Genomic DNA, 24,196 nt, shown 5'->3' on the forward strand with positions numbered 1-24,196 from the left:
GCGTTCAGCCCACAAAAAATCCCGGCCCTCGCGGACCGGGATCAATTGTTGTCGGGCCGAAGGTCAATGCGCGACGGCGCCGTGGCCTTCCCGCGCGGCGGCGGCACGGGCAGCGGCGGCGGCTTCCTCCGCCACTTCGTCCCATTCGATCGGCTCCGGCATCCGCACCAGCGCGCGCGGCAGAACCTCGCGCACATGGCTCACCGGAATGATCGTCAGGCCCTGCTTCACGTTCTCCGGGATATCGGCCAGATCCTTCGCGTTTTCGTCCGGGATCAGCACCGTCTTGATACCGCCCCGAAGCGCCGCGAGGAGCTTTTCCTTCAGCCCGCCGATCGGCAGCACATTGCCGCGCAGCGTGACTTCGCCGGTCATGGCGATGTCCTTGTGAACCGCAATCCCCGTCAGGACCGAAACGATCGAGGTCACCATGGCGATCCCCGCGCTCGGCCCATCCTTCGGCGTCGCGCCTTCGGGAACGTGAACGTGGATGTCCACCGCCTCGAACTTCGGCGGCTTCACCCCGAGTTCCGGAGAGATCGAACGGACATAGCTCGATGCCGCCTCGATCAACTCCTTCATCACATCGCCCAGCTTGCCGGTGGTCTTCATCCGGCCCTTGCCGGGCAGGCGCAGCGCCTCGATCTGCAACAGATCGCCACCGACCGAAGTCCAGGCCAGCCCGGTGACCACGCCCACCTGATCTTCCTTCTCGGCCAGACCATAGCGGAACTTCTTCACGCCGAGGTATTCCTCCAGCTTCGCGCCATCGACGGTGATGTGCTTGACCGCACCCTTCGACTTGAGGATCTCCGTCACCGCCTTGCGTGCCAGCTTGGCAATCGCGCGCTCCAAAGACCGCACCCCGGCTTCGCGCGTGTAATAGCGCACGATGCCGCGCAGGGCCTCCTCGGTGACGTCGAATTCCGACGCCTTGAGCCCGTTCGCCTTCATCTCCTTGGTCACAAGGTGCTGCTTGGCGATCTCGATCTTCTCGTCCTCGGTATAGCCCGAAAGCGGGATGATCTCCATCCGGTCCATCAGCGGTTCCGGCATGTTGTAGCTGTTCGCCGTGGTGATGAACATCACGTCGGACAGGTCATATTCGACCTCAAGGTAATGGTCGACGAAGGTGCCGTTCTGTTCCGGGTCCAGCACCTCCAGCATCGCCGAAGCCGGATCGCCACGGAAATCCTGCCCCATCTTGTCGATTTCATCGAGCAGGATCAGCGGGTTCGTGGTCTTCGCCTTTTTCAGCGCCTGGATGATCTTGCCGGGCATCGAGCCGATATAGGTCCGGCGGTGGCCACGGATTTCCAATTCATCGCGCACACCGCCGAGGGAGATACGGATGAACTCGCGCCCCGTCGCCTTCGCCACGGACCGCCCGAGCGAAGTCTTCCCCACACCCGGCGGGCCGACGAGGCACAGGATCGGCCCTTTCAGCTTTGCCGAACGCGCCTGCACCGCCAGGTATTCGACGATCCGTTCCTTGACCTTTTCCAGCCCGTAGTGATCGGCATCCAGAACCTTTTCCGCCGCCGCCAGATCCTTGCGCGTGCGCGACTTCACCCCCCACGGCAGGCTCAGCAGCCAGTCGAGATAGTTGCGCGAGACCGTCGCCTCCGCCGACATCGGCGACATCGACTTCAGCTTCTTCAACTCGCTCTCGGCCTTTTCGCGGGCCTCCTTCGAGAATTTCGTCTTGCGGATCCGCTCTTCGAGTTCGGTCAGTTCGTTCTGACCTTCCTCGCCATCGCCGAGTTCCTTCTGAATGGCCTTCATCTGCTCATTCAGATAATATTCGCGCTGCGTCTTCTCCATCTGGGTCTTGACGCGGGACTTGATCTTCTTCTCGACCTGAAGGACGGAAACCTCGCCCTGCATCAGGCCATAGACCTTTTCCAGCCGCTCGGAGACGTCGAGCGTCTCCAGCAGTTCCTGCTTCGCCTTCACATCAAGCCCCAGATGCCCGGCGACCAGATCGCTCAGCTTGTCGGCCTCATGCGTTTCCACGACCGCCGCCAGCGCTTCCTCGGGCACGTTCTTCTTGATCTTGGCGTAGCGCTCGAATTCCTCGGCGACCGAGCGCAGCAGCGCGCGGATCGTCTCGGCATCGCCCTCGGTCTCGTCCAGTTCCGCGGCGCGGGCCTCGAAATAGGCGTCGTTCGGGACGAAATCGGTGATCTGCACCCGGGTCTTGCCCTCGACCAGCACCTTCACCGTGCCATCGGGCAATTTCAGCAGTTGCAGCACATTGGCCAGCACACCGGTGCGGTAAATGCCATCTTCGGTCGGGTCATCCACCGTGGGGTCGAGCTGGCTCGCCAGCAGGATCTGGCGGTCATCCGACATCACCTCTTCAAGGGCGCGGACGGATTTCTCCCGGCCCACGAACAGCGGCACGATCATGTGGGGGAACACCACGATGTCGCGTAGCGGAAGGACCGGATAGGTGGTCGAGAAGCGTCTCGGTCATCTTGTTTCCTCTTTGGCGAAAGGGCACCGGCCCCGCCCCTGCGGCAGCCCCGGCCCTTCCCGGTTTGGACAATATCTAGGGGGCGTGCCCCCTTTGTTCAACCAGGACTCCGTCACCGGCCCTGTCACGTCGGATTTACATTGCCGGGGAGCGCGAGCGGGGGCAAGCCCCCTCAGCGCGGCAGCATCAGCCCCACCGAAAGCCCCCCCAGCCGCGCGCTCTCGCCCAGCCACAGGTTGCCCCCATGGCTGCGCAGAATGTCGGCCGCTATGGCAAGGCCGAGCCCCACGCCCTGCCCCCGGTTCTGGTTGCGCGCGGGGTCGAGCCGGGTGAAGGGCTTCAGCGCCTCCTCCCGCTGCGCGGCGGGAATGCCGGGGCCGTCGTCCTCCACCACGATCCGCACCGCCTTCGGCGTGACCGAGAACGACACCTCCGCCCGCTTGCCATAGCGCACCGCATTGCCGATCAGGTTCTCCACCGCGCGGCGGATCGCATCGGCGCGCAGCGACACCACCACCGGCGCCGCCGGTTTCTCGACCAGCGTCACATCCTGCCCGCCGCGCTCGGCATCCTCGACGATCCGCGCAAGAAAGGCGCCAAGCTCCACCGGCTCGGGCTCGCCCGAAATCGCCCCCTCCCGCGCGAATTCCAGGAAGGCGTCGATCATCTTACCCATCTCGTCCACGTCGCGCTCCATCGCCGCGATCTCGTCGCGGGTCTCGACATCCTCGGGCAGCATCGACAGCCCCAGCCGCAGCCGCGTCAGCGGCGTGCGCAGGTCGTGGCTGATCCCCGACAGCATCAGCGTGCGCTGCTGGATCTGCCGCTCGATCCGGGCGCGCATGTCGTTGAACGCGCGCCCGGCGGTGCGCACCTCGGTCGCGCCGGAGGGATGATAGGGAATCGCATGACCCCGGCCAAAGGCCTCCGCCGCGCGGGCCAGCCGGGCGATCGGGCGAAGCTGGTTGCGCAGGAAGATGAAGGCGATCAGCGTCATCAGGATACTGACCCCCACCATCAGCACCAGAAGCTGATGCGGATTGCTGGCCGAAACCCAATCGCGCGAGAAGGTCACCCGCATCGGCCCCCATCGGGTGTCGATGTGCATCGTCACCCGTGGGCTGGCCGAAAGGTCGATCGCGCGCACCGTGGGTACGTTCCGGCGGATCGTCTCGATCACCACTATCCCCGTCAGGTCGAGCAGCCTGCGCCGGTCGTGGTCGAGGTTGCGCGGCGCCGTATCGGGCAGCGCCACCTGCAACCCCAGCGGCTCGGCCAGATCGCCGATCACCTGCCGCGCCGCGCCGAGCGTGGGCGCCCGATCCACCCGGTCGATCAGAAGCTCCACCTCGCGGATCATCGTTTCGGTCATCTGCTGGGTGACACGCTCGAAATGGCGCTGGATGAAGGCCACGGACACGGTAAGCTGGATCGTGATCACCGGCACGATCAGGATCAGCGCGGCCCGCCCGTAAAGCCCGCGCGGCAGCATCTGTTTGAGCCAGCCGAATTTCATGGCAGAACCGTAGCCGGAGCCGGAGCAGAGGGAAAGCGCGATGATGCAGGAACTGGAACCCGGGGTGCGCCGGATCGTGGCGCCGAACCCCTCGCCGATGACGGCACAGGGCACCTGTAGCTATGTGCTGGGCACCGACCGGGTGGCGGTGATCGACCCCGGCCCGGCGGATGCGCGCCATATCCGCGCGATTCTCGACGGTCTCGATCCGGGCGAGAGGGTCGAGGCGATCCTGGTCACCCATGCGCATCTCGACCATTCCCCCGGCGCGCGGCTGCTGTCCGAAGCGACGGGCGTGCCGATCCATGCCTTCGGCCCGCCCGAGGCCGGGCGCTCGGAGGTGATGCGCGGCCTTGCGGCGACGGGGATGGCGGGTGGCGGCGAGGGGGTGGATGCGGCCTTCCGCCCCGATGCGATCCTCGCCGACGGGGCAGAGACCGGCGGCGCCACATGGCAGGTCCGGGCGCTGCACACGCCGGGCCATTTCGGCAATCACCTCAGCTTCGCCTGGGGCCGGCGGGTGTTCACCGGCGATGTGGTGATGGGCTGGTCCTCGACGCTGATCTCCCCGCCCGACGGGGATCTGGGCGATTACTTCCGCGCGCTGGAGCGGCTGCGGTCCGAGGGCGCGGCGGTGTTCTACCCCGGCCATGGCGCGCCGGTGACCGCGCCGGAGGACCGTCTGAATGAGCTCGCGAGCCACCGCCACGACCGGACGGCGCAGATCCGCGCCGCACTGGCGCAGGGGGCGCACACTGTCGTGGACCTCACCGACCGGATCTATACCGATGTCCCGCCCGCCCTGCGCGGTGCCGCGCGGCGCAATGTCTTTGCCCATCTGGTCGAACTGGTCGCCACCGGGCAGGCCGCGGTCGAGGGCGCGCTTTCCCCCGATGCGCGGTTCCACCCGGCCTGAACGCCCTACTTGAAGTTGCGGCTGTCCTTGATCTGATCCCAGGCCCAGACAACCTCTTGCAGCATCTCCTCCTGCGAGCGGTCGCCGCCGTTCATGTCCGGGTGCAGCACTTTGATCAGCGCCTTGTATTGCGCGCGGATCTCGGTCTTCGACATGGTGTCGCGCGAGTCCAGAATGTCCAGCGCGCGGCGCTCGGTCGGCGGCAGCTTGCGGCCGATCACCGCCTTGCCGGGGTTCTGCGTCGCATTGTCGCCCAGCATCTCATGCGGGTCGGTGATGCCGTGCCGCGCCCAGCCCATCTCTTCCTTGGACTTGCCAAAGGGCTTCGTCGGACGTTCCCAGACCGTCGCATTGTCCAGGAACTGCTGGAATTCCTCCTCCGACTGCCCCTGAAAGTAATTCCAGTTCAGGTTGTATTCCCGCACATGGTCCTTGCAGAACCAATAGTAGTCATCCAGCACCTTCGGGCTTTTCGGCGCGCGATACTGGCCGGGCTGGTTACAGCCGGCATGGTCGCATTTCCGCGTCGAGGTTTCAAAGGCCCCCGACATGCCGCGCTTCCCTTTCGTGCGCCGTTTCTTGTCTGCGGCGGCCGAAAGATTGAAGCCGAAGGGATCACCCGTGGTCATTGCTGCCTCGTGTTCTGGTCGTCATTGGATCGGCCGGGGCAGCCTGCTCGGCGCCGTCCCGACTCGGGCAGGGCAGTTTAGGGGAAATGACGCGACATGGAAGGGGGATGCCCCCTCAGGCGTGGCTTTCTTCGGCGGGGCCGAGACGCGGCGCCTTGCCCTCCGGCGCAAAGACCGACAGGCCGCGCCCCTCAACCATGGGTTGCGCCGCATAGACGGGCGCCCTGCCCTCCGCCAGAACCCGGCGGAACACCAGCAGGTTGTGGAAAACCGTCGTCTTCGAGGTCAGGCCGCTGCGCTCCTCTGCGGGCAGCGTCTCGGCGCGCCAGTATTCCCAGCCGTCCTGCGCCAGTTCGTTCATCAACTGCGACAGGGTATGCGCGAACCGCTCCGCCCCGGTCTTCAACCCGCGTTCCTTTTCGCCCCGTACCGGCGCCGGAACCACCTTGTATTCATATGACTGCATCATGACCCCCGTTTTGCCGCGCTTCTTAGCGCAACCGATGCGGGGGTCAAGGAACGAAGCGGTGAACCTTCACCGCTGCGCCTCGCGCCAGTTCGGGTTCACCCAGGGCTCCAGATTCTCGGGCGGCAGGCGGCGCCCCAGAACGTGATCGGCGATCTTCTCGCCGGTCATGATCGAGGGCGCGTTCAGGTTGCCGTTCGTCACCCGGGGGAAAATCGAACTGTCCGCCACCCGCAGCGCCTCGACGCCGATCACCCGGCCCTCCGGATCCACCACCGCCGTGGGGTCGTCGCGCCGCCCCATCCGCGCAGTGCCGCAGGGGTGATAGGCGCTCTCGCCGTGGGCCCGCACGAAATCGTCGATCTGCGCATCGCTCTGCACCGCGTCACCGGGCTGGATTTCGTGCTTCACATGCCCCGCCATCGCCGGCTGGCCGAAAATCTCCCGCGTCAGGCGGATACATTTGCGCCATTCCAGCCAGTCGTCCGGATGGCTCATGTAGTTGAAGCGGATCACCGGATTGTCGCGCGGATCGGCAGAGCGCAGCGTCACGCTACCGCGCGCCTTCGACCGCATCGGCCCGACATGGACCTGAAACCCATGGCCCTCGGCCACCGTCTTGCCGTCATAGCGCACGGCGAGCGGCAGGAAGTGATACTGGATGTCCGGATAGTCCACCCCGGCATCCGACCGGATAAACCCGCAGCTCTCGAACTGGTTCGACGCGCCCAGCCCCTTGCGCGTGAACAGCCATTGCGCGCCGACCGCGGCCTTCCCCAGGACATTCCAGTATTTGTAAAGCGTCACAGGATGTTGCGCGGCGTATTGCATGTAAACCTCCAGGTGATCCTGAAGGTTCGCGCCCACGCCCGGACGGTCCGCCACCACCTCGATCCCATGGTCGCGCAGATGCGCCGCCGGACCGATCCCCGACAGCATCAGGATCTTCGGCGTGTTGATCGAACTGGCCGAAACGATCACCTCGGCCCGCGCGCGGATCATGGCACCGTCGACCATCACCCCCACGGCGCGACCGTTTTCGATCACCACCCGCTGCGCCAGCCCGCGCACGATCCGCAGGTTCCCGCCCTTCAGCGCCGGACGCAGATAGGCATTCGCCGCCGACCAGCGCCGCCCCTTCCAGATCGTCGCCTCCATCGGGCCGAAACCCTCCTGCTGGCGACCGTTGTAATCCTGCGTCACCGGATAGCCCGCCTGCCGCCCGGCCTCGATAAAGGCATCGAACAGCGGATTCGCGCGCGGCCCCCGCGTCACATGCAGCGGGCCGGAATGGCCGCGCCACTCGGCCTCGCCATCGCCATGCCAGTTCTCCATCCGCTTGAAATAGGGCAGCACATCGGCAAAGCGCCAGCCATCCGCGCCCTGCTCCGCCCAATGGTCGAAGTCGCCCGCATGGCCGCGCACATAGACCATGCCGTTGATCGACGACGACCCGCCGATCACCTTGCCCCGCGGCGTCGCCAGCACCCGTCCGTTCAGATGCGGCTCCGGCTCCGAATGCAGGCCCCAGTCGTAACGCGCCATGTTCATCGGATAGGACAGCGCGCCGGGCATCTGGATGAACGGCCCGGCATCCGATCCGCCATATTCGATGATGATGACCCTGTGCCCCGCCTCGCACAGCCGATAGGACAGCGCCGACCCGCCCGAGCCCGCGCCGATAACGACATAATCCGCTTCCATGACGCGCCTCAATAGGGGCTGTCGACGGGGCCGGTGCCCACATAGACCGCCTTGACCTGGGTGTAATGCTCGACCGCAGCCTTTGAATTCTCGCGCCCGATGCCCGACGCCTTCACCGCGCCGAAGGGCATTTCGACCGGCGTCAGGTTGTAGGCGTTGATCCAGCACGTCCCGGCCTGAAGCCGCCCGATCACCCGGTGCCCACGCGCGAGATCCGCCGTGAACACCCCCGCCGCCAGCCCATATTCGGTGCCGTTCGCCCGCGCGATCACCTCTTCCTCGGTGTCGAAGGTCAGCACCGCCATCACCGGGCCGAAGACCTCCTCGCGCGCGAGCGCCATGTCATCGGTGACCTCGAAAACCGTGGGCTGCACGAACAGCGCGCCCCCCGCGCCGCCGCCGGTGACCAGCCGCGCGCCCTCGGCCTTCGCCTGCGCGATATGGGCCATGACTTTGCCGTGCTGCGCCGCGCTCACCAGCGGGCCGAACTGCGTGGTCTCGTCCAGCGGATCGCCCGCCACGATCGCCTCGGTCCGGGCCTTGAGCCGCGCGAGGAACCGCTCCCGGATGCCGCGCTGAACAAAAACCCGCGTGCCGTTCGAGCAGACCTGACCCGAGGAATAGAAATTCCCCAGCATCGCCGCCCCCACCGCGCTTTCCACATCGGCGTCGTCGAAGATGATCAGCGGGGACTTCCCGCCCAGCTCCATCGTGACGTGCTTCATCCCCTCGGCCGCCGCCGCATAGACCCGCCGCCCCGTCGGCACCGATCCGGTGAGGGACACTTTCGCCACCCGCGAATCGGTCGCCAGCGCCGCGCCCACCGCGCCATAGCCCTGCACGACGTTGAAGATCCCGGCGGGCATCCCGGCTTCGATGAAAATTTCGGCAAGTTTCAGCGCACCCAGCGGCGTCACCTCGGACGGCTTGAACACCATCGCATTGCCCAAAGACAACGCCGGCGCGGCCTTCCAGCAGGCGATCTGGCTTGGATAATTCCACGCGCCGATGCCGACGCACAGGCCGACCGGCTCGCGGATCGTATAGGCGAAATCGCCGCCCAGCGGGATCATCTCCCCGGTCACCGTGGGCGCCAGCCCCGCGAAATATTCCAGCGCATCGGCCCCCGAAGGCCAGTCCGCCGCCCGGGTTTCCTGGATCGGTTTGCCGGTGTCGAGCGTCTCCAGAACCGCCAGTTCCTCGGCCCGTTCGCGGATCAGCGCCACCGCCCGCATCAGGATCCGCGAGCGTTCCACCGGGCGCATCGCCGCCCATGCACCCTGCGCCGCATGCGCCCCGGCCAGTGCCGCCTCGATCACCGCGGGCGTTGCCGCATGGAGCCGCGCGATGACCTCGCCCGTGCCCGGATAGATCACCTCGATCGGCGCGCCGGAGGCGTCTTCCAGCCAATCCCCGTTGACGAAATGGCTTGCCTGCGGCTGCGCCCTCATGCCCGTTCTCCCAGTTCCCGATCCAGATATTCCATCACGATGCGCCGCGCATAGTCCGGGTCCGGCGCGCCATCGGCCAGCGCCGCGCGGATATAAACCCCGTCGATCAGCGCCCCCAGACCGCGCGCCACGGCCTCGGCCCGGTCACCCACCACCTGCCGCAATTCATGGCGCAGGTTCGAGCGCAGCCGCCGCTGATAGATCCGCAGCAGGCGCCGCGCCTCGGGCTGTGTCTGCGCCAGAACGTAGAAGTTCAGCCAGGCCGAAATCGCCTCGTGCCGGAAGCTGCCCTGCGCGAAAGACCCCACCACGATCGCCCGCAGCCGCTGCTCCGGCCCCACCGCCATCGCCAGCGCGCCATGCACCTCGGCGCGGTAGCGTTCGAGGATCCAGCGCATCGCCGCGAGGAAGATCTGTTCCTTCGATCCGAAGTAGTGATGCGCCAGCGCCGAACTCATCCCCGCCCGCCGCGCGATCTGCGCCACGGTCACTTCGAGCGACCCGGCTTCGCCGACGGCTTCGATCGTCGCTTTCACCAGCGCCGCACGTCGAATAGGCTCGGCTCCGAGTTTCGGCATGACTGTGGTGACCTCTGTGAAAAAACTCTTGCAATGCGGAGCTAACGGCAAGTTTATTGACTCGTCAATCAACAAAAATGCCGGACCTCGATCCGTGACACTCAACGGGAGACTGAAATGACGCTACGGACGCTTTTTCTCGCAGCCACCACCAGCCTCGGCCTCGTGACGACGGCACAGGCTGCTGGCTGCGACAAGGTGACCTTCTCGGATGTGGGCTGGACCGACATCACCTCGACCACCGCCGTCGCCGCCACGCTCTTGCAGGCGCTCGGCTATGAAACCGACATCAAAATCCTCTCGGTGCCGGTGACCTATTCGGCGCTGTCCACAGGCGACGTCGACGTGTTCCTCGGCCAGTGGATGCCGACGATGGAGGCGGACTTCGCCCCCTATCGCGAAAACGGCTCGGTTGAGATGGTGCGCGTCAACCTGACCGGCGCGAAATATACCCTCGCCACCAACGAGGCGGGCGCGAAGCTGGGCATCAAGGATTTCGCCGACATCGCGGCCCATGCAAAGGAACTGGACGGCAAGATCTACGGCATCGAGCCGGGCAATGACGGCAACCGGCTGATCCTCGACATGGTGGAGAAGGACGCCTTCGGGCTGAAATCCTTCGAGGTGGTCGAAAGCTCGGAACAGGGGATGCTGGCGCAGGTCACCCGGGCCGACAAGGCGGGCGAGCCGGTGATCTTCCTCGGCTGGGAGCCCCATCCGATGAACGCGAATTTCAAACTGACCTATCTGACCGGCGGAGATGATTTCTTCGGCCCGGACTTCGGCGGCGCGCGGATCGAGACCGACGTGCGCAAGGGCTATGTCGCCGAATGCCCGAACGTGGGCAAGTTCCTGCAAAATCTCGAATTCACCCTGACGATGGAAAACGAGATCATGGGCGCCATCCTGAACGACGGCGAAGACCCTGCCGAGGCCGCCAAAGCCTGGCTGAAGGCCAATCCCGATGCGGTCACCCCCTGGCTGGCCGGCGTCACGACGAAGGACGGCGGCGATGCCGCCTCCGCCGTTTCCGCCGCGCTGAAGTGAGCCAAGGCCCCCGGCAACGGGGGCCAGCCCGCCCAAAGGGAGAACGACATGGATTGGCTGACCGCCAACAAGATTCCCGTCGGCAAGACGGCGAAAACCGTCTTCGACTGGCTCAAGGACAATGCAGGCGGCTTCTTCGACGCGCTGTCGGGGCTGCTGACCCATCTGATCAACGCGATCCTGTGGGTTCTGGCGACGCCGCATCCGCTGGTGATCGTGGCGATTGCCGCCGCGCTGACCTGGATGTTGCAGCGCAACTGGAAGCTGGTCGCGCTGGTGGTGGTGGGGTTCCTGTTCATCCTCAATCAAGGTTACTGGAAACCGACGATGGAGAGCCTGACGCTGGTGCTTTCGGCCTGCGTCGTGTGCACGCTGGTCGGCGTGCCGATCGGCATCGCGGCGGCGCACCGGCCCCGGCTTTATGCCGTGCTGCAACCGATCCTCGACCTGATGCAGACGCTGCCGACCTTCGTCTATCTGATCCCGGCGATCGTGTTTTTCGGCATCGGCATGGTGCCCGGGCTGATCGCGACGGTGATCTTCGTGCTGCCCGCGCCGATCCGGCTGACCCATCTGGGCGTGTCGTCAACGCCCGAGCCGCTGCTTGAGGCCGCGCGTGCCTTTGGCGCGACCCGCAATCAGGTGCTGTGGAAGGTCGAACTGCCCTGGGCGATGCCGCAGATCATGGCGGGGCTGAACCAGACGATCATGCTGTCACTGTCGATGGTGGTGATCGCGGCGCTGGTGGGCGCGAACGGGCTGGGCGTTCCGGTCGTGCGGGCGCTGAACTCCGTCAACACCGCGCTTGGGTTTGAATCGGGCATCATCATCGTCGTCGTGGCGATCATCCTCGACCGGATGCTGCGCAGGGGAGACAAGAAATGACCCGGACCGCTGTGGAATTCGACGCCGTGAACATCGTCTTCGGCGATTCGCCGCAAGAGGCCCTGCCGCTGATGGATCAGGGCCGCTCGCGCGCCGAGATCAACGAACGCACCGGGCAGGTGCTGGGGGTGCATGACTGCACGCTGAGCGTGGCCGAGGGCGAGATCCTGGTCCTGATGGGGCTGTCTGGGTCGGGGAAATCGACGCTCCTGCGCGCGGTCAACGGGCTGAACCCCGTGTGCCGGGGCAATGTGCGCATTCTCGACGGCGACAAGCTGACCTCCGTCACCCACGCCGATGCCGCGACGCTGCGGCGGCTGCGGCTGAACCGGGTGGCGATGGTGTTCCAGCAATTCGGCCTGCTGCCCTGGCGCACGGTGCGCGAGAATGTCGGGCTGGGGCTGGAACTCGCCGGGATGCCGGTGACCGAGCGGCGCGAGAAGATCGACCGGCAGCTTGCGCTCGTCGGTCTGTCGGACTGGGCCGACCGGCGGGTGGGCGAGCTGTCGGGAGGCATGCAGCAGCGGGTGGGCCTTGCGCGCGCCTTTGCCACCGAAGCGCCGATCCTGTTGATGGACGAGCCGTTCTCCGCGCTCGACCCGCTGATCCGGGCGAAGTTGCAAGACGAATTGCTGGAGCTTCAGGCCCGGCTGAAACGCACGATCATCTTCGTCAGCCATGACCTCGACGAGGCGTTCAAGCTCGGCAACCGGATCGCGCTGATGGAGGGCGGGCGGGTCGTGCAGATCGGCACCGCGCGCGAGATCATCGCCAATCCAGTGGATGAGTACGTCGCGGAATTCGTCGCGCATATGAACCCGCTCGGGGTGCTGACCGCCGCCGATCTGGCCGAACCGGGCGGGACCGAGGGGCCTGCGCTCGCGCCCGACACGCCGCTGCGCGAGGTGCTGCGCCACCTGGCCACGGCCCCCGCCGTCGCGCTGACGGACGGGCGCCGGGTCACGCGCGAAGGCGCCATCACGCGGCTCGCGAGCCCCTGATCCGAGCCTCGCGCCAGGCCATGTAGGTGACGGCGGCAACGATGATGCCGCCGCCCAAAATCACGAACGGGTCAACCGGCTCGCCGAACAGCACGAGCCCCGCAAGCGCTGCCCAGACCAGTTGCAGGAACAGCACCGGCTGCGTCACCGTCACCGGCGCGCTGGCAAAGGCGCGGGTCATGCAGTAATGCGCCAGCGTCGCGAACAGCGCCGTCAGCCCGAGCCACAGGAAATCGCCCAGCCCGATCGGCTGCCACCCCGCGATGGCAAGGGGCGCCAGGCACAGCGTCACCGCAAGCGTCATCATCGCCACGATCTGCGCGGGCGTGGCGACCTGCGTCAGCCGCTTCATCACCAGATAGGCGATGCCGAAAAACACCGAGGCGACCAGCTGCGCCAGATGGCCCGGTGCGATCTCGCGCAGGCCGGGCCGCAGGATCACCAGCGCGCCAAGGATCGCCACCACGATCGCCAGCCCACGCCGCCAGGCCAGCCCCTCGCCCAGCAGGATCGCCCCGCCCAGCGTCACCACGATCGGATTCAGATAACCGATCGCCGTCACATCGGCCATCGGGATCCGCGCCATCGCATAGAACCACAGCAGCACGGCGATGGATTGCAGCCCCCCGCGCAGGCCGAACAACGCCCAGACCCGCCCCGAGGGCGGGCGCCGCAGCAGCGACACCAGCCCCGGCGCGACAAAGACCAGCCCCCAGGCAAACCGCAGAAACGCGCTCTGTGCCGCCGGGACACCGGTCCCGATATGGTGGACGATGATATTGACCCCGACAAAGGCGAAGGTCGTGCCAAGCATCCACAGGATGCCTTCAACCGGCCGGTCGGCAGAGGAAGCGCGCATGTTCACCCCCGCTTCTGCGGTGCGCTGCAAGGGGTCAGCCCTGCTCCGGCCGGTCCTTCCGGGCGGCGGCCTTCATCCGGGCGAGCAGCGCGGCCTTGTCCGTCCCGTCATCGCCGAAGGGATTCTTCCGGCTGCCCTTGGCGTTGTGCTCGGCATGGCCGGGGGCGTTCTTGCGGCCGGCCTTCGGGCCACCGGATTTACTGTAGTCCATCTCTACCTCCGCAAAAGGAAGGGGCGCCCGCAGGCGCCCACCATCTCAGAGCTGCGCCGCGACCTCTTCGGGAACGTCGAAGTTGTGCGTCACCGTCTGCACATCGTCGTCTTCCTCAAGCAGGTCGATCAGCTTCATCAGCTTCTGCGCCGTTTCCAGATCGACCTCGGTCGTGGTCTGCGGCTTCCAGATCAGCTTGGCCTCGGCCGCCTCGCCCAGGGTCTTTTCCAGCGCATCGGCCACTTCGGACAGGGTTTCGACCGAGGTGTAGATGAAATGCCCATCCTCATCCGATTCGACGTCATCCGCCCCGGCTTCGAGCGCGGCTTCGAGAACCGTATCCACATCCCCCGCCGTCAGCGGATAGGAAATCTCGCCCACGCGGTCGAACCCGTGGCTGACCGATCCGGTCTGCCCCAGATTGCCGCCCGCCTTGGTGAAGTAGCTGCGCACGTTCGACGCGGTGCGGTTCAGGTTGTCAGTCATCGCCTCGACGATGATCGCGATGCCGTTCGGGCCATAGCCTTCATAGCGGATTTCGGTGTAATCCGCCGCGTCGCCCATCTGCGACTTCTTGATCGCGCGGTCGATCACGTCCTTCGGCATCGACACCGCCTTCGCGGCCTTCACGGCCAGCCGCAGACGCGGGTTCTTGTCGGGGTCGGGGTCACCCATCTTCGCGGCGACGGTGATTTCCTTCGCCAGCTTCGAGAACATCTTCGAGCGGATCGCATCCTGCTTGCCCTTGCGGTGCTGGATGTTCGCCCATTTGGAATGGCCTGCCATGACCTTCTCCCGTCGAATTCCTTGAAATTGGCGCCTCTATAAAACGGCGGGGCGCCCAAGGGCAAGTCACCGATGCTTCACATAGCCCGTCGAACCGTTCTCGTTCACGCGGCCGGCCTGCGGGGTCTGGAAGGTCCAGGTGCGGTTATCCGAAGGCCGGGTCAGGGTGACGGTGGCATAGGGCTCGAACAGGTTGTCCAGCACGGTGCCCTGCGCCAGCGACGGCTTGTCGATGACCACGGCGTAATCCATCACCTGCCCGCAATCGGCGAAACGGCCCGACCGGGTGGTGCGGATATCGGCGCGGCAGCTCGTACCGTCATAGAAATGCACCGCCAGTTCACCGCCCAGCAGCGTGATCCGGTCCGGATTGGCGGGAAGCGCCGCCGCGCAGGCGGCGAACGGCAGGATGAAAAGCGGCGCGAAACGCATGGAACCCTCCTAGAGCGGCCAGATCAGCGGGATCGTCAGACAGGCCACCACGCCGGTGACGATATCCATCGGAATCCCCATCCTCAGAAAATCCGAAAACCGGTATCCCCCCGGCCCGTAGACCATCATATGCGTCTGATAGCCGATCGGCGTGGCAAAGGCCACCGAGGCCGAAAACATCACCGCGACCGCGAAGGGCCTCGGATCGTGCCCGAGCGCATGGGCCAGGTTCACCGCGATCGGCGTGAAGATCACCGCGACGGCGTTGTTCGACAGCAATTCCGTCAGCACCAGCCCGAGGAAATACACCCCGAACAGCGCGGCGAGCGGCGGCAGATCCTGCAACCAGGGCGCCACGGCATCGACGATCAGTTGCACCGCCCCCGCCGCATCCAGCCCCGCACCGACGACCAGCATGCCGAAGATCATCGCCATCAGCCGCGCGTCGATGAAGGTGAAGGCCTCGTCCGAGTCGATGCAGCGCGTCAGCAGCAGCACCGCCACCGCCACCGCCGCCAGCGCCATGATCGGCGCCACATCCAGCGCCGCCAGCAGCACCACCGACAGAAAGGCCCCGATCGCGATCGGCATGTGGCTGCGCCGGAACGGCCGCGCCGTCGGCTTTGACACATCGACCAGATCCATGTCGGCGGCCAGCCGGGCGATGTCCTCGGGCGCGCCTTCGAGCAGCAGCGTATCGCCCACCACCACCACCAGATCGTCGAGCTTGCGGCCAATGTTCTGGTTGCGCCGATGCGCCGCCACGACATAAACGCCATAGCGCCGCCGCAACCGCAGCGCGCCGAGCGAGCGGCCCACCAGACGGCAGCCCGGGGTGATCAGCACCTCGACCGTCTCGGTCTCGACCGAGGAGAGCTTGTCGACCAGCCGCAGGTCGGTGCTTTGCTGCATCGTCAGCAGTTCGGCCACCTCGGTGCGCAGCACGACACGATCCCCGGCCTCCAGCACCACCGCGCCCAGATCGCGGCGCAGCGAGGCATCCCCACGCAGCACGTCGATGATCCGCACCCCATCGCGGCGGAAATGCTCGACCTCAAGGACCGGCCGCCCGATCAGGCCGGACTCCTCCGGGATCGCCACCTCGGTGAAATATTTCCTCTTCTTGCGCCCTTCCCCCAGCAGCGCGGCCATCGACTGCCGGTCGGGCACCAGCCGGCGCGAGAACAGCGCCATGAACGCCGTCCCCGCCGCCGCGACCACCAGCCCGAGCGGCATGATCTCGAAAATCCCGAAGGGTTCCAGCCCATCGCGACGCACCACCCCATCCACAAGAATATTGGTCGAGGTGCCGATCAGCGTGAACATCCCGCTCAGGATCGTCAGGTAGCTCAGCGCCATCAGATAGCGCGACGGCGGCGCGTTCAGCTTGCGCGCGAGCTGGATGAAGATCGGGATCATCACCGCCACCACCGGCGTGTTGTTGAGAAAGCCCGAAGCGCTCATCGTCATGCCATACAGCAGCACGATGGTCAGCACGGGGCGTTCGGAAATATGCTGCTCCGCAAAGCGGATCACCGCGTTCAGCGCGCCGGTGCGCACCAGCGCCCCCATGATCAGCAACATGAAGGCAATCGTCCAGGGCGCGGAATTCGACAGGGCATCCTGCGCCTCGGCATAGGGCACGAGTCCCAGCACCAGCATCACCGCCGCCCCGCCGATCGCCACCACTTCGGGCGGAAACCGTTCGCGCAGGAACATGACGAACATCACCACCACGACCGCAAGGGCCAGAAGGGCGCGACCGGATTCGGTCAGGGGCAGGTCGATCATGGTTCCTCGTGGGTGCCTCGCTTCGGGGCGAGTGTAACGCGCGGCGCGGAGAGAACAAGCGAGCTGCCTGAAAAAGGCGCCCCGGAGCGACAGTTACGGGCCCGAAGCCGCCAGCCGCCCGCCGACCCGCACCGGAACCGTGCGCGTGGCCTTGCCCGTGCGGTCGTCCGTTTCGACATAAAGGCCGCTCAGCGTCGCCTCTCCCGCCGCCGGGGTAAAACGGTCGCGCGCCATGCCGGTGATGAAGCGGCGCATCGGCTCGGCCTTTTCCATGCCGATGACGGAATCGTAGTCGCCGCACATCCCCGCATCGGTCAGGTAGGCCGTCCCGCCCGACAGGATCATCGCATCGCCCGTCGGCACATGGGTATGCGTGCCGACCACGACCGAGGCCCGCCCGTCGCACCAATGCCCCATCGCCATCTTCTCGGAGGTCGCCTCGCAATGCACATCGACCAGGATCGCCTGCGCCAGACCGCCAAGCGGATGCTTCTTCAGCACCGCATCAATCGCCGAAAAAGGATCGTCGAAGGCGCGTTTCATGAACACCTGGCCCAGAACCTGTGTCACCAGAACCTTCCGGCCCCGGCGATCCTCGTACAGACGCGCGCCACGGCCCGGCGCATCCTTGGCGAAGTTCAGCGGCCGGATCACGCGCGGCTCCGCCTCGATGAAGCGCAGCATGTCCTTCTGGTCGAAGGCATGGTCGCCCAGCGTCACCACATCGGCCCCGGCATCGAGGATCAGCTTCGCATGCTCCCCCGTCAGCCCCATGCCCGAGGACGCGTTTTCGCCGTTGACCACGACGAAATCGAGCCCCCACTCCGCGCGCAGCTTCGGCAGCCGCTCCGCGATCGCGGCACGCCCCGCGCGCCCCATCACATCGCCCAGAAACAGTATCTTCATGCCAGACGGGATAGGCCGGGGCGCGGGAAAGGGCAAATCCTTTCGTCAGGGGCGGATCACTTCGGTATCCGTCACGATCAGGTCGAGCGGCTGATCGGTAGGCTCAACCGGCACGGCGGGCATCTCCTGCGCCGCATAGGCAAAACCGATCGCGGTGACGGGGCCGCGCGCGCGCAGCCCCTGCAACGTCCGGTCATAGAACCCGCCGCCATAGCCCAGCCGGTAGCCGCGCCGGTCGAACCCCACCAGCGGCACGATCAGCACGCGCGGCACCAGCGGCGCGGCCAGCGCCGGCACCTGCGCGCCGAAGAGGCCGGGCACCATCACGCAGCCCGGCGTCCAGCGGTGAAAAACCAGTGCCTGCCCCTGAGCCACGATCACCGGCACCGCCACCGGGCCGGGATGCGCGGCCATCACCGGCAGCGGGTCGATCTCGGTCCGGATCGGCATATAGCCCGCGAGCGGCACCGCGCCGAAGGGGGCCAGCGCCGCGCGCAGATGCTCCGCCGCGCGGCCCGGCCCGGCGGCATGGGCGGCCTTGCGCGCCGCAAAGGCATGCTGGCGCGCCTCGGATTTCGTCACAGCAACACCAGCGTCGCCAGCCCCAGAAAAGCGAAAAAGCCCACCATATCCGTCAGCGTCGTCACGAACGTCCCCGAGGCCAGCGCCGGATCCGCGCCCAGTTTATCGAGCACCACCGGCACCAGTATCCCCGCCAAAGCCGCCACCATCAGGTTGATGATGATGGCCAGTGCGATCACCAGCCCGAGTTCCGGCATCGCGAACCACAGCGCCGCCACCACGCCCAGCAGCAGCGCGAAGACCAGCCCGTTCAGCACCCCTACCATCGCCTCCCGCCGCACGACGCGGAGCACGTTGTTCTCCGTCAGGTTGCGCGTGGCCAGCGCCCGCACCGCCACCGTCAGCGTCTGCGTGCCCGCATTGCCGCCCATCGAGGCCACGATCGGCATCAGCACCGCCAGCGCGACCAGATGGCTGATCGAATCCTGAAACAGGCCGATGATCGACGCCGCCAGCAACGCCGTACAAAGGTTGACCCCCAGCCACGGCAGGCGCTGCCGCACGGTTTCGATCACCGTATCGGCGATCGAGCTTTCGTCGCCCACCCCGGCGAGGCGCAGGATGTCCTCCTCATGTTCCTCGTCCAGAACGGACATGGCGTCATCAATGGTGATGACGCCGACCAGCCGGTTGTCGTCATCCACCACCGGCGCGGAAATCAGGTGATACTGGTTGAAGGCATAGGCGACATCGCCTTCCTCCTGTCGGGCGGAAATGGTGCGGAAACTGTCTTCGGTGATGTCCTTCAGCGCGGTGTCCCGGCGTGACGACAAGAGCTTCCCCAGCGTCACATAGGCCACCGGATGATGCCCCGGATCCACCAGGATGACGTGATAGAACTGATCCGGGAGTTCCTCGTCCCGGCGCAGATGGTCGATGGTTTCGCCCACGGTCCAGTGTTCGGGCGCGGTGACGACCTCGCGCTGCATCAACCGGCCGGCGGAATATTCCGGATAGGTCAGCGATTGTTCGACCGCCGCCCGGTCGCCCGCATCCAGTGCACCAAGGATCTGCGCCTGCTGCGGCTTTTCCAGATCCTCGATCAGGTCGACAACATCGTCCGAATCGAGCTCTCGCACCGCTTCGGCCAGAACATGCTTCGGCAGCGTGCCGATGACCTCTTCGCGGATCGAATCGTCGAGTTCGGACAGCACGTCGCCATCCATCTCGGAACCCCAGAGCAACAGGATCTCGCGCCGCTCCGCCGCCGAAACCTGTTCCAGAAGATCGGCGATATCGGCCGCGTGCAGCGGCGCCATCAGATCCTTGAGTTGCCCGGCATCACCTGCATCAGCAGCCGCGACGATGCGGTCCACAAGGTCTCGGTCGAGCGCGAAATCCTCTTCCTCGCGCCCGTCATCCCCTGCCCGCTGAATCGTCGTATCGTCCGCCATGCCGCCCCCGTTTTCGTTGGCGCCACCATAGCCGCACCCGGCCCCCGACAACAGGGGGGCCGGGCGGGTTTCATCACACTGTCACGGTTCCACGTTCAGCTTTCATTCATGCCTGTGCGCCACGATCCCCCAATCAGGCCCGGAGAGTTCCCATGAAGATCGGCAAGATCGTGCAGCGCGCCATCCCGGCGATTTTCGACTATTGCGAGAAGCATCCGGAGGAGTTCACCCAGCTACAGGATCCGGACTATTCGAAGAAGACCTTCAACGTCTATTTCCCCTTCTGCCGGGCCATGGAACGTATCGAACCGAAGGATACCGTGCGCTACTGGCGGCAGACCTATGTCGTCCGGGGCGTGACGGTCAGGGTCACGAGCCAATGGGCCAGCAACAGGCTGGACCTGTTCACGGACTATCTCCGGCAAAAGGGAATCTCACCGCAGGAGACTGTGGAATATGAGACGCCGCCGCTCCGCGCGAGCTACAAGAGCTTCTCCATCGGCAAAAGCGGAAACGGCCTCGTGCGTTACCTCCTCGGGCAGATCAAGCCGGAGACGTTCACCAAGAAGGACTGGCTGAACGTCATCGAGGAGTTCGAGGGGAAATGCGCCTATTTGCGACAAATCGGGGGATCTGGTCATGGACCATGCCATCCCGATCAGCAAGCGCGCCCTGGGCGAACACCGGCTGGGCAATCTGGTCCCGTCCTGCGCCGCCTGCAACGGGGAGAAGGGTGAGAAGCATTTCGCGACATTTTTAGCGGGGCAAGCCGAGCGGATCGCCCGGATCAAGGCGCATATGGCGCGACACGGCTATCAGCCCCTCGCCAACAACAAAGCGCTGCGGCAGGTGCTGGATACCGCCTACAAGGAAGTCGGCCAGATCGCCACGCGCTACACGACCATCATCGACGCCCTGCTGCGCGACCGGCCTCAGGTCAGACCTCTTCGACCATCGCCACCCCCCGCAGTGAGCGGATCGCGCCCTTCACCTGCGGATTGACCGGGAATTCCCCCGCCTTCAGCCGGTAGCGGTTGCCGCTTTCCGGATCGAAGACGGTGAAATGCACCGGCCCGCGCGCCCGCACCCGGCCCTCCTCGGCCAACCGTGCCAGCAGCGCCGCGATGGAGGCAATGGCATCGGGCTTCTCGACATGGATGTCGAGCCCGGTGGCCCCGGCATCCGCCGCCACCTGGTCGATCGGCTGCGCACCCTGCGCGAGCATCTTCACCGTCTCGCCCTCGACATCCACCTTGACCGTCAGCACGACACCCTGTCCCGGTTCCAGATATTGCCGCGTGGCTTCCAACGTATCCGAGAACACCGTGACCTCGAACGGCCCCGTGGGATCCGACAGCGAAACAAAGGCGAACCGGTTGCCCTTGGCCGATTTCCGCTCCTGCCGCGCGGCGACCTGACCGGCGATCTTGCCGATGAACGGGCCGTCCTGCGCCTTCTGCGCGACTTCGGCGTAGGTCAGCACCTTCTTGCGTTTCAGCGCGGGCAGGTAATCGTCCAGCGGATGGCCCGAAAGGTAGAAGCCGATCGCCTTGTGCTCCTCGGCCAGCCGCTCGGCGGGCAGCCAGTCGTCGGTATCGGCCAGGCGCGGCGGCGGCAGATCGTCCCCCGCATCGCCGAACAGCGACACCTGCGCCGAGGTCTTCGCCTCGATCACCGCGGCAGACCAGGCGGTCAGGCTCTCGATACTGTCAAACACCCGCTTGCGGTTCGGGTCGATCTGGTCGAACGCCCCGGCACGCGCCAGCATTTCCAGCGGCCGCTTGCCGATCCGCTTCAGATCACAGCGCCGGGCGAAATCGAACAGGTCGCGGAACGGCTCGCCGTTGCGGGCGTCCACGATCAGGTTCATCGCCTCGACGCCCACGTTCTTCAGCGCGCCAAGGGCGTAGACCAGCTGCTGATCCACCACGTCGAAAGTCGACAGCGAGCGGTTCACGCAGGGCGGCACCACGGTGATGCCAAGCGCGCGTCGCACCTCGCCCATATAGGTGGCAAGCTTGTCGGTCAGGTGAATATCGCAGTTCATCACCCCCGCCATGAATTCGACGGGGTGGTTCGCCTTCAGCCAGGCGGTCTGATAGCTGACGATCGCATAGGCGGCGGCGTGCGACTTGTTGAACCCGTAGTTCGCGAATTTCTCCAGAAGGTCAAAGACTTCCCCGGCTTTCTTCGCGTCGATTCCATGGGTCTTCTTCGCCCCTTCAAGGAACTTCGGCCGCTCCTTCGCCATCTCCTCCGCGATCTTCTTGCCCATCGCGCGGCGCAGCAGGTCGGCGCCGCCGAGGCTGTAGCCCCCCATCGCCTGGGCGATCTGCATCACCTGTTCCTGATAGACGATGATGCCCTGCGTTTCCTTCAGGATGTAATCAATCGTCGGATGCAGCGATTCCAGCGGGCGCAGCCCGTGCTTCACCTCGCAATAGACCGGGATGTTCTCCATCGGGCCGGGCCGATAGAGCGCCACCAGCGCCACGATGTCCTCGATACAGGTCGGCTTCATCCGCCTGAGCGCGTCCATCATGCCGGTGGATTCCACCTGGAACACCGCCACCGTATGCGCGCGGGCGTATAGTTCATAGGTCTTGGCGTCGTCGATCGGGATCGCGTTGATCTGGTTCTCCGCCCCTTCGGCGGGGGTATAAAGCGTGTTGCCCGCCGCATCCACATGCAGCGGACGGCCCGACTTCCGGATCAGGTTCACCGCGTTCTGGATCACCGTCAGCGTCTTCAGCCCGAGGAAGTCGAACTTCACCAGCCCGGCCTTTTCCACCCATTTCATGTTGAACTGGGTCGCGGGCATGTCCGAGCGCGGATCCTGATAGAGCGGTACGAGGTCATCCAGCGGACGGTCCCCGATCACCACCCCGGCGGCGTGGGTCGACGCATTGCGCAACAGCCCCTCGACCTGTTGGGCATAGCCCAGCAGACGGGCCACCACCTCTTCGTTCTTCGCCGCCTCACGCAGGCGCGGCTCATCGGCCAGCGCCTTTTCGATGCTGACGGGCTTGACCCCCTCGACCGGGATCATCTTGCTGAGCTTGTCCACCTGCCCATAGGACATCTGCAACACCCGGCCCACGTCGCGCACCGCGGCCTTCGACAGAAGCGCGCCGAAGGTGATGATCTGCCCCACCTTTTCGCGGCCGTATTTGCCCTGAACGTATTTGATGACCTCTTCGCGCCGGTCCATGCAGAAGTCGATGTCGAAGTCCGGCATCGACACCCGTTCGGGGTTCAGGAAGCGTTCGAACAGCAGGCTGTAGCGCAGCGGGTCAAGGTCGGTGATGGTGAGCGCATAGGCCACCAGCGACCCCGCCCCCGACCCCCGCCCCGGGCCGACCGGAATGTCATGCGCCTTCGCCCATTTGATGAAATCGGCCACGATCAGGAAGTAACCCGGAAAGCCCATCTGCTCGATGATGCCAAGCTCGAACCGCAGCCGTTCCTCGTACTCCTCGACCGGGACGGCATGGGGGATGACCTCAAGCCGACGGCGCAGCCCGTCCCAGGCCTGTTCGCGCAGCGCCTCGACCTCGTTCGCGGCGAAACGCGGCAGGATCGGCTTGCGGGTATAGGCGGCAAAGGCGCAGCGCTTGGCGATTTCGACGGTATTCTCGATTGCCTCGGGCAGGTCGGCGAACAGCGCCGCCATCTCGGCTTCGGATTTGAAATAATGCTGCGGCGTCAGGCGGCGGCGCGGTTCGGCCTGATCGACATAGGCGCCTTCGGCGATGCAGATCATCGCGTCATGGGCCTCGAACATCTCGGGCTTCGGGAAATAGACGTCGTTTGTGGCGACGATCGGCAGCCCCATCGCATAGGCCATTTCAAGGAAGGGTCGCTCGGTCGCGCGTTCGCCATCGGTCAGGCGCCCGCCCTCGCCCGGATGGCGTTGCAGCTCCACATAAAGCCGGTCGCCGTAGATCGCCGCCAGCCGCTCCATGAGGGCCTGCGCCTTCGGCCGCTGCCCGGCCTGAAGGAACCGCCCCACCGGGCCATCGGCCCCGCCCGTCAGGCAGATCAGCCCCTCGGCATGGGCAGCGAGTTCATCGACCGTCACCTGCGGCGCGGCACCGTGCTTGTCCACATACAGGCAGGAGGACAGCTTTTCGAGGTTCTCATACCCCCGTTCATTCTGCGCGAGCAGCACCACCGGCGCCGGGGCGCGCGGCCGCTCCCCCTGCGCGGGCGTGTCATAGGTGACCGAGACCTGACAGCCGATGATCGGCTGCAACCCGGCGGCCAGCCCGTTGACCGAAAACTCCAGCGCCGCGAACATGGCGTTGGTATCGGTCACGGCGACGGCGGGGATATTCGCGGCATCGCACAGTTTGATCAGCTTCTTGACCGGGACGGCCCCTTCGAGAAGCGAATATTCGGTATGGACGCGGAGATGGATGAATCGGGGCTGAGGCATGGCCCCAGGATAAGGTGCCGCGCGCCCGAACGAAAGCCGCAACCTCTGGCACATTCGCCCAATTTTCAGGCAAACGCCGCATGATGCGCCGGGGCACGCCGCGGCATGCTTGCCAAGGCGCGGCG

General features: G+C 65.8%; 22 protein-coding genes. 6 read left to right on the plus strand and 16 right to left on the minus strand.

From position 1 onward, the window contains the following. Nucleotides 1-63: 63 nt before the first annotated feature. Both lon and QM789_RS11135 read right to left on the minus strand, forming a co-directional pair. The gene (gene lon, locus QM789_RS11130; protein ID WP_420353295.1) at nucleotides 64-2,412 is read right to left on the minus strand and encodes an endopeptidase La; all 2,349 of its coding nucleotides are present in this window, start codon (nucleotides 2,410-2,412) and stop codon (nucleotides 64-66) included. A 239-nt stretch (nucleotides 2,413-2,651) separates the two neighbouring features. Beyond that, nucleotides 2,652-3,995 carry an ATP-binding protein gene (locus tag QM789_RS11135; protein WP_420351967.1) on the minus strand — a complete coding sequence of 448 codons (1,344 nt, stop codon included), beginning with the start codon at nucleotides 3,993-3,995 and terminating at the stop codon, nucleotides 2,652-2,654. Between the two features lie 40 nt (nucleotides 3,996-4,035). On the opposite strand from QM789_RS11135, the gene QM789_RS11140 reads away from it, so the two are divergent. Further along, on the plus strand, nucleotides 4,036-4,911 hold the full coding sequence (locus QM789_RS11140; RefSeq protein WP_420351968.1) for an MBL fold metallo-hydrolase: 876 nt from the start codon (nucleotides 4,036-4,038) through the stop codon (nucleotides 4,909-4,911). Nucleotides 4,912-4,916: 5 nt separating this feature from the next. On the opposite strand, the gene QM789_RS11145 is transcribed toward QM789_RS11140, so the two are convergent. The 5 genes from QM789_RS11145 to betI form a co-directional block, all read right to left on the minus strand. Further along, a complete protein-coding gene (locus tag QM789_RS11145; protein ID WP_420351969.1) occupies nucleotides 4,917-5,540 on the minus strand; it encodes a J domain-containing protein in 624 nt (207 codons plus the stop codon). A gap of 115 nt (nucleotides 5,541-5,655) precedes the next feature. Beyond that, complete coding sequence (locus QM789_RS11150) at nucleotides 5,656-6,006, minus strand: DUF4177 domain-containing protein (protein ID WP_420351970.1); 351 nt, start codon at nucleotides 6,004-6,006, stop codon at nucleotides 5,656-5,658. A gap of 69 nt (nucleotides 6,007-6,075) precedes the next feature. Then, on the minus strand, nucleotides 6,076-7,710 hold the full coding sequence (gene betA, locus QM789_RS11155) for a choline dehydrogenase (RefSeq protein WP_420351971.1): 1,635 nt from the start codon (nucleotides 7,708-7,710) through the stop codon (nucleotides 6,076-6,078). A gap of 8 nt (nucleotides 7,711-7,718) precedes the next feature. Then, complete coding sequence (gene betB / locus QM789_RS11160) at nucleotides 7,719-9,161, minus strand: betaine-aldehyde dehydrogenase (RefSeq protein ID WP_420351972.1); 1,443 nt, start codon at nucleotides 9,159-9,161, stop codon at nucleotides 7,719-7,721. Beyond that, nucleotides 9,158-9,739, minus strand: a complete 582-nt coding sequence (betI, locus tag QM789_RS11165; protein WP_420351973.1) for a choline-responsive transcriptional repressor BetI — start codon at nucleotides 9,737-9,739, stop codon at nucleotides 9,158-9,160. The genes betB and betI overlap by 4 nt, the downstream gene beginning before the upstream one ends. A 117-nt stretch (nucleotides 9,740-9,856) precedes the next feature. On the opposite strand from betI, the gene QM789_RS11170 reads away from it, so the two are divergent. Genes QM789_RS11170 through choV form a run of 3 tightly spaced genes read left to right on the plus strand, consistent with a single transcriptional unit; the run spans nucleotide 9,857 to nucleotide 12,672 of the window. Continuing rightward, on the plus strand, nucleotides 9,857-10,786 hold the full coding sequence (locus tag QM789_RS11170; protein WP_420351974.1) for a choline ABC transporter substrate-binding protein: 930 nt from the start codon (nucleotides 9,857-9,859) through the stop codon (nucleotides 10,784-10,786). A 48-nt stretch (nucleotides 10,787-10,834) separates the two neighbouring features. Continuing rightward, nucleotides 10,835-11,671: a choline ABC transporter permease subunit gene (choW, locus tag QM789_RS11175; protein ID WP_420351975.1), complete on the plus strand. Its 837-nt coding sequence runs from the start codon at nucleotides 10,835-10,837 to the stop codon at nucleotides 11,669-11,671. Further along, nucleotides 11,668-12,672 (plus strand): choline ABC transporter ATP-binding protein, encoded by a 1,005-nt coding sequence (gene choV / locus QM789_RS11180; protein ID WP_420351976.1) that lies wholly within the window; start codon nucleotides 11,668-11,670, stop codon nucleotides 12,670-12,672. Before choW ends, choV begins: the two co-directional genes overlap by 4 nt. Here choV and QM789_RS11185 read toward each other — a convergent pair. The 8 genes from QM789_RS11185 to mgtE all read right to left on the minus strand — a co-directional run bounded on the left by QM789_RS11185 (nucleotide 12,650) and on the right by mgtE (nucleotide 19,633). Next, a complete protein-coding gene (locus QM789_RS11185; RefSeq protein WP_420351977.1) occupies nucleotides 12,650-13,531 on the minus strand; it encodes a DMT family transporter in 882 nt (293 codons plus the stop codon). The genes choV and QM789_RS11185 overlap by 23 nt on opposite strands. Nucleotides 13,532-13,565: 34 nt before the next feature. After that, the gene (locus tag QM789_RS11190) at nucleotides 13,566-13,742 is read right to left on the minus strand and encodes a hypothetical protein (protein WP_420351978.1); all 177 of its coding nucleotides are present in this window, start codon (nucleotides 13,740-13,742) and stop codon (nucleotides 13,566-13,568) included. A 45-nt stretch (nucleotides 13,743-13,787) separates the two neighbouring features. Next, entirely contained in the window at nucleotides 13,788-14,528 is a 741-nt protein-coding gene (locus QM789_RS11195; protein ID WP_420351979.1) for a YebC/PmpR family DNA-binding transcriptional regulator, read from the minus strand. A 66-nt stretch (nucleotides 14,529-14,594) separates the two neighbouring features. Beyond that, entirely contained in the window at nucleotides 14,595-14,960 is a 366-nt protein-coding gene (locus QM789_RS11200; RefSeq protein ID WP_420351980.1) for a hypothetical protein, read from the minus strand. Between the two features lie 9 nt (nucleotides 14,961-14,969). Beyond that, nucleotides 14,970-16,751: an SLC13 family permease gene (locus tag QM789_RS11205; protein ID WP_420351981.1), complete on the minus strand. Its 1,782-nt coding sequence runs from the start codon at nucleotides 16,749-16,751 to the stop codon at nucleotides 14,970-14,972. 93 nt (nucleotides 16,752-16,844) lie between these two features. Further along, entirely contained in the window at nucleotides 16,845-17,657 is an 813-nt protein-coding gene (locus QM789_RS11210; protein ID WP_420351982.1) for a TIGR00282 family metallophosphoesterase, read from the minus strand. Between the two features lie 45 nt (nucleotides 17,658-17,702). Beyond that, nucleotides 17,703-18,239 carry a 5-formyltetrahydrofolate cyclo-ligase gene (locus QM789_RS11215; protein ID WP_420351983.1) on the minus strand — a complete coding sequence of 179 codons (537 nt, stop codon included), beginning with the start codon at nucleotides 18,237-18,239 and terminating at the stop codon, nucleotides 17,703-17,705. Further along, nucleotides 18,236-19,633 (minus strand): magnesium transporter, encoded by a 1,398-nt coding sequence (mgtE, locus tag QM789_RS11220; RefSeq protein WP_420351984.1) that lies wholly within the window; start codon nucleotides 19,631-19,633, stop codon nucleotides 18,236-18,238. Before mgtE ends, QM789_RS11215 begins: the two co-directional genes overlap by 4 nt. 152 nt (nucleotides 19,634-19,785) lie before the next feature. Between mgtE and QM789_RS11225 the strand changes: the two genes are divergently transcribed. Then, a complete protein-coding gene (locus QM789_RS11225) occupies nucleotides 19,786-20,370 on the plus strand; it encodes a hypothetical protein (RefSeq protein WP_420351985.1) in 585 nt (194 codons plus the stop codon). Further along, nucleotides 20,273-20,635, plus strand: coding sequence for an HNH endonuclease (locus QM789_RS11230; protein WP_420351986.1), 363 nt, complete (start codon nucleotides 20,273-20,275; stop codon nucleotides 20,633-20,635). Before QM789_RS11225 ends, QM789_RS11230 begins: the two co-directional genes overlap by 98 nt. Here the strand turns inward: QM789_RS11230 and dnaE are convergent. Further along, a complete protein-coding gene (gene dnaE / locus QM789_RS11235; protein WP_420351987.1) occupies nucleotides 20,571-24,071 on the minus strand; it encodes a DNA polymerase III subunit alpha in 3,501 nt (1,166 codons plus the stop codon). The genes QM789_RS11230 and dnaE overlap by 65 nt on opposite strands. Nucleotides 24,072-24,196 lie beyond the last annotated feature (125 nt).

Source organism: Paenirhodobacter sp. (assembly GCF_047600745.1).
Lineage (GTDB): Bacteria > Pseudomonadota > Alphaproteobacteria > Rhodobacterales > Rhodobacteraceae > Rhodobacter.

Bases quoted from the DNA above. Each gene is read 5' to 3' on its own strand.
- lon (WP_420353295.1), bottom strand. From the start codon at position 2,412: ATGATCGTGCCGCTGTTCGTGGGCCGGGAGAAATCCGTCCGCGCCCTT.
- QM789_RS11135 (WP_420351967.1), bottom strand. From the start codon at position 3,995: ATGAAATTCGGCTGGCTCAAACAGATGCTGCCGCGCGGGCTTTACGGG.
- QM789_RS11140 (WP_420351968.1), top strand. From the start codon at position 4,036: ATGATGCAGGAACTGGAACCCGGGGTGCGCCGGATCGTGGCGCCGAAC.
- QM789_RS11145 (WP_420351969.1), bottom strand. From the start codon at position 5,540: ATGACCACGGGTGATCCCTTCGGCTTCAATCTTTCGGCCGCCGCAGAC.
- QM789_RS11150 (WP_420351970.1), bottom strand. From the start codon at position 6,006: ATGCAGTCATATGAATACAAGGTGGTTCCGGCGCCGGTACGGGGCGAA.
- betA (WP_420351971.1), bottom strand. From the start codon at position 7,710: ATGGAAGCGGATTATGTCGTTATCGGCGCGGGCTCGGGCGGGTCGGCG.
- betB (WP_420351972.1), bottom strand. From the start codon at position 9,161: ATGAGGGCGCAGCCGCAGGCAAGCCATTTCGTCAACGGGGATTGGCTG.
- betI (WP_420351973.1), bottom strand. From the start codon at position 9,739: ATGCCGAAACTCGGAGCCGAGCCTATTCGACGTGCGGCGCTGGTGAAA.
- QM789_RS11170 (WP_420351974.1), top strand. From the start codon at position 9,857: ATGACGCTACGGACGCTTTTTCTCGCAGCCACCACCAGCCTCGGCCTC.
- choW (WP_420351975.1), top strand. From the start codon at position 10,835: ATGGATTGGCTGACCGCCAACAAGATTCCCGTCGGCAAGACGGCGAAA.
- choV (WP_420351976.1), top strand. From the start codon at position 11,668: ATGACCCGGACCGCTGTGGAATTCGACGCCGTGAACATCGTCTTCGGC.
- QM789_RS11185 (WP_420351977.1), bottom strand. From the start codon at position 13,531: ATGCGCGCTTCCTCTGCCGACCGGCCGGTTGAAGGCATCCTGTGGATG.
- QM789_RS11190 (WP_420351978.1), bottom strand. From the start codon at position 13,742: ATGGACTACAGTAAATCCGGTGGCCCGAAGGCCGGCCGCAAGAACGCC.
- QM789_RS11195 (WP_420351979.1), bottom strand. From the start codon at position 14,528: ATGGCAGGCCATTCCAAATGGGCGAACATCCAGCACCGCAAGGGCAAG.
- QM789_RS11200 (WP_420351980.1), bottom strand. From the start codon at position 14,960: ATGCGTTTCGCGCCGCTTTTCATCCTGCCGTTCGCCGCCTGCGCGGCG.
- QM789_RS11205 (WP_420351981.1), bottom strand. From the start codon at position 16,751: ATGATCGACCTGCCCCTGACCGAATCCGGTCGCGCCCTTCTGGCCCTT.
- QM789_RS11210 (WP_420351982.1), bottom strand. From the start codon at position 17,657: ATGAAGATACTGTTTCTGGGCGATGTGATGGGGCGCGCGGGGCGTGCC.
- mgtE (WP_420351984.1), bottom strand. From the start codon at position 19,633: ATGGCGGACGATACGACGATTCAGCGGGCAGGGGATGACGGGCGCGAG.
- QM789_RS11225 (WP_420351985.1), top strand. From the start codon at position 19,786: ATGAAGATCGGCAAGATCGTGCAGCGCGCCATCCCGGCGATTTTCGAC.
- QM789_RS11230 (WP_420351986.1), top strand. From the start codon at position 20,273: ATGGACCATGCCATCCCGATCAGCAAGCGCGCCCTGGGCGAACACCGG.
- dnaE (WP_420351987.1), bottom strand. From the start codon at position 24,071: ATGCCTCAGCCCCGATTCATCCATCTCCGCGTCCATACCGAATATTCG.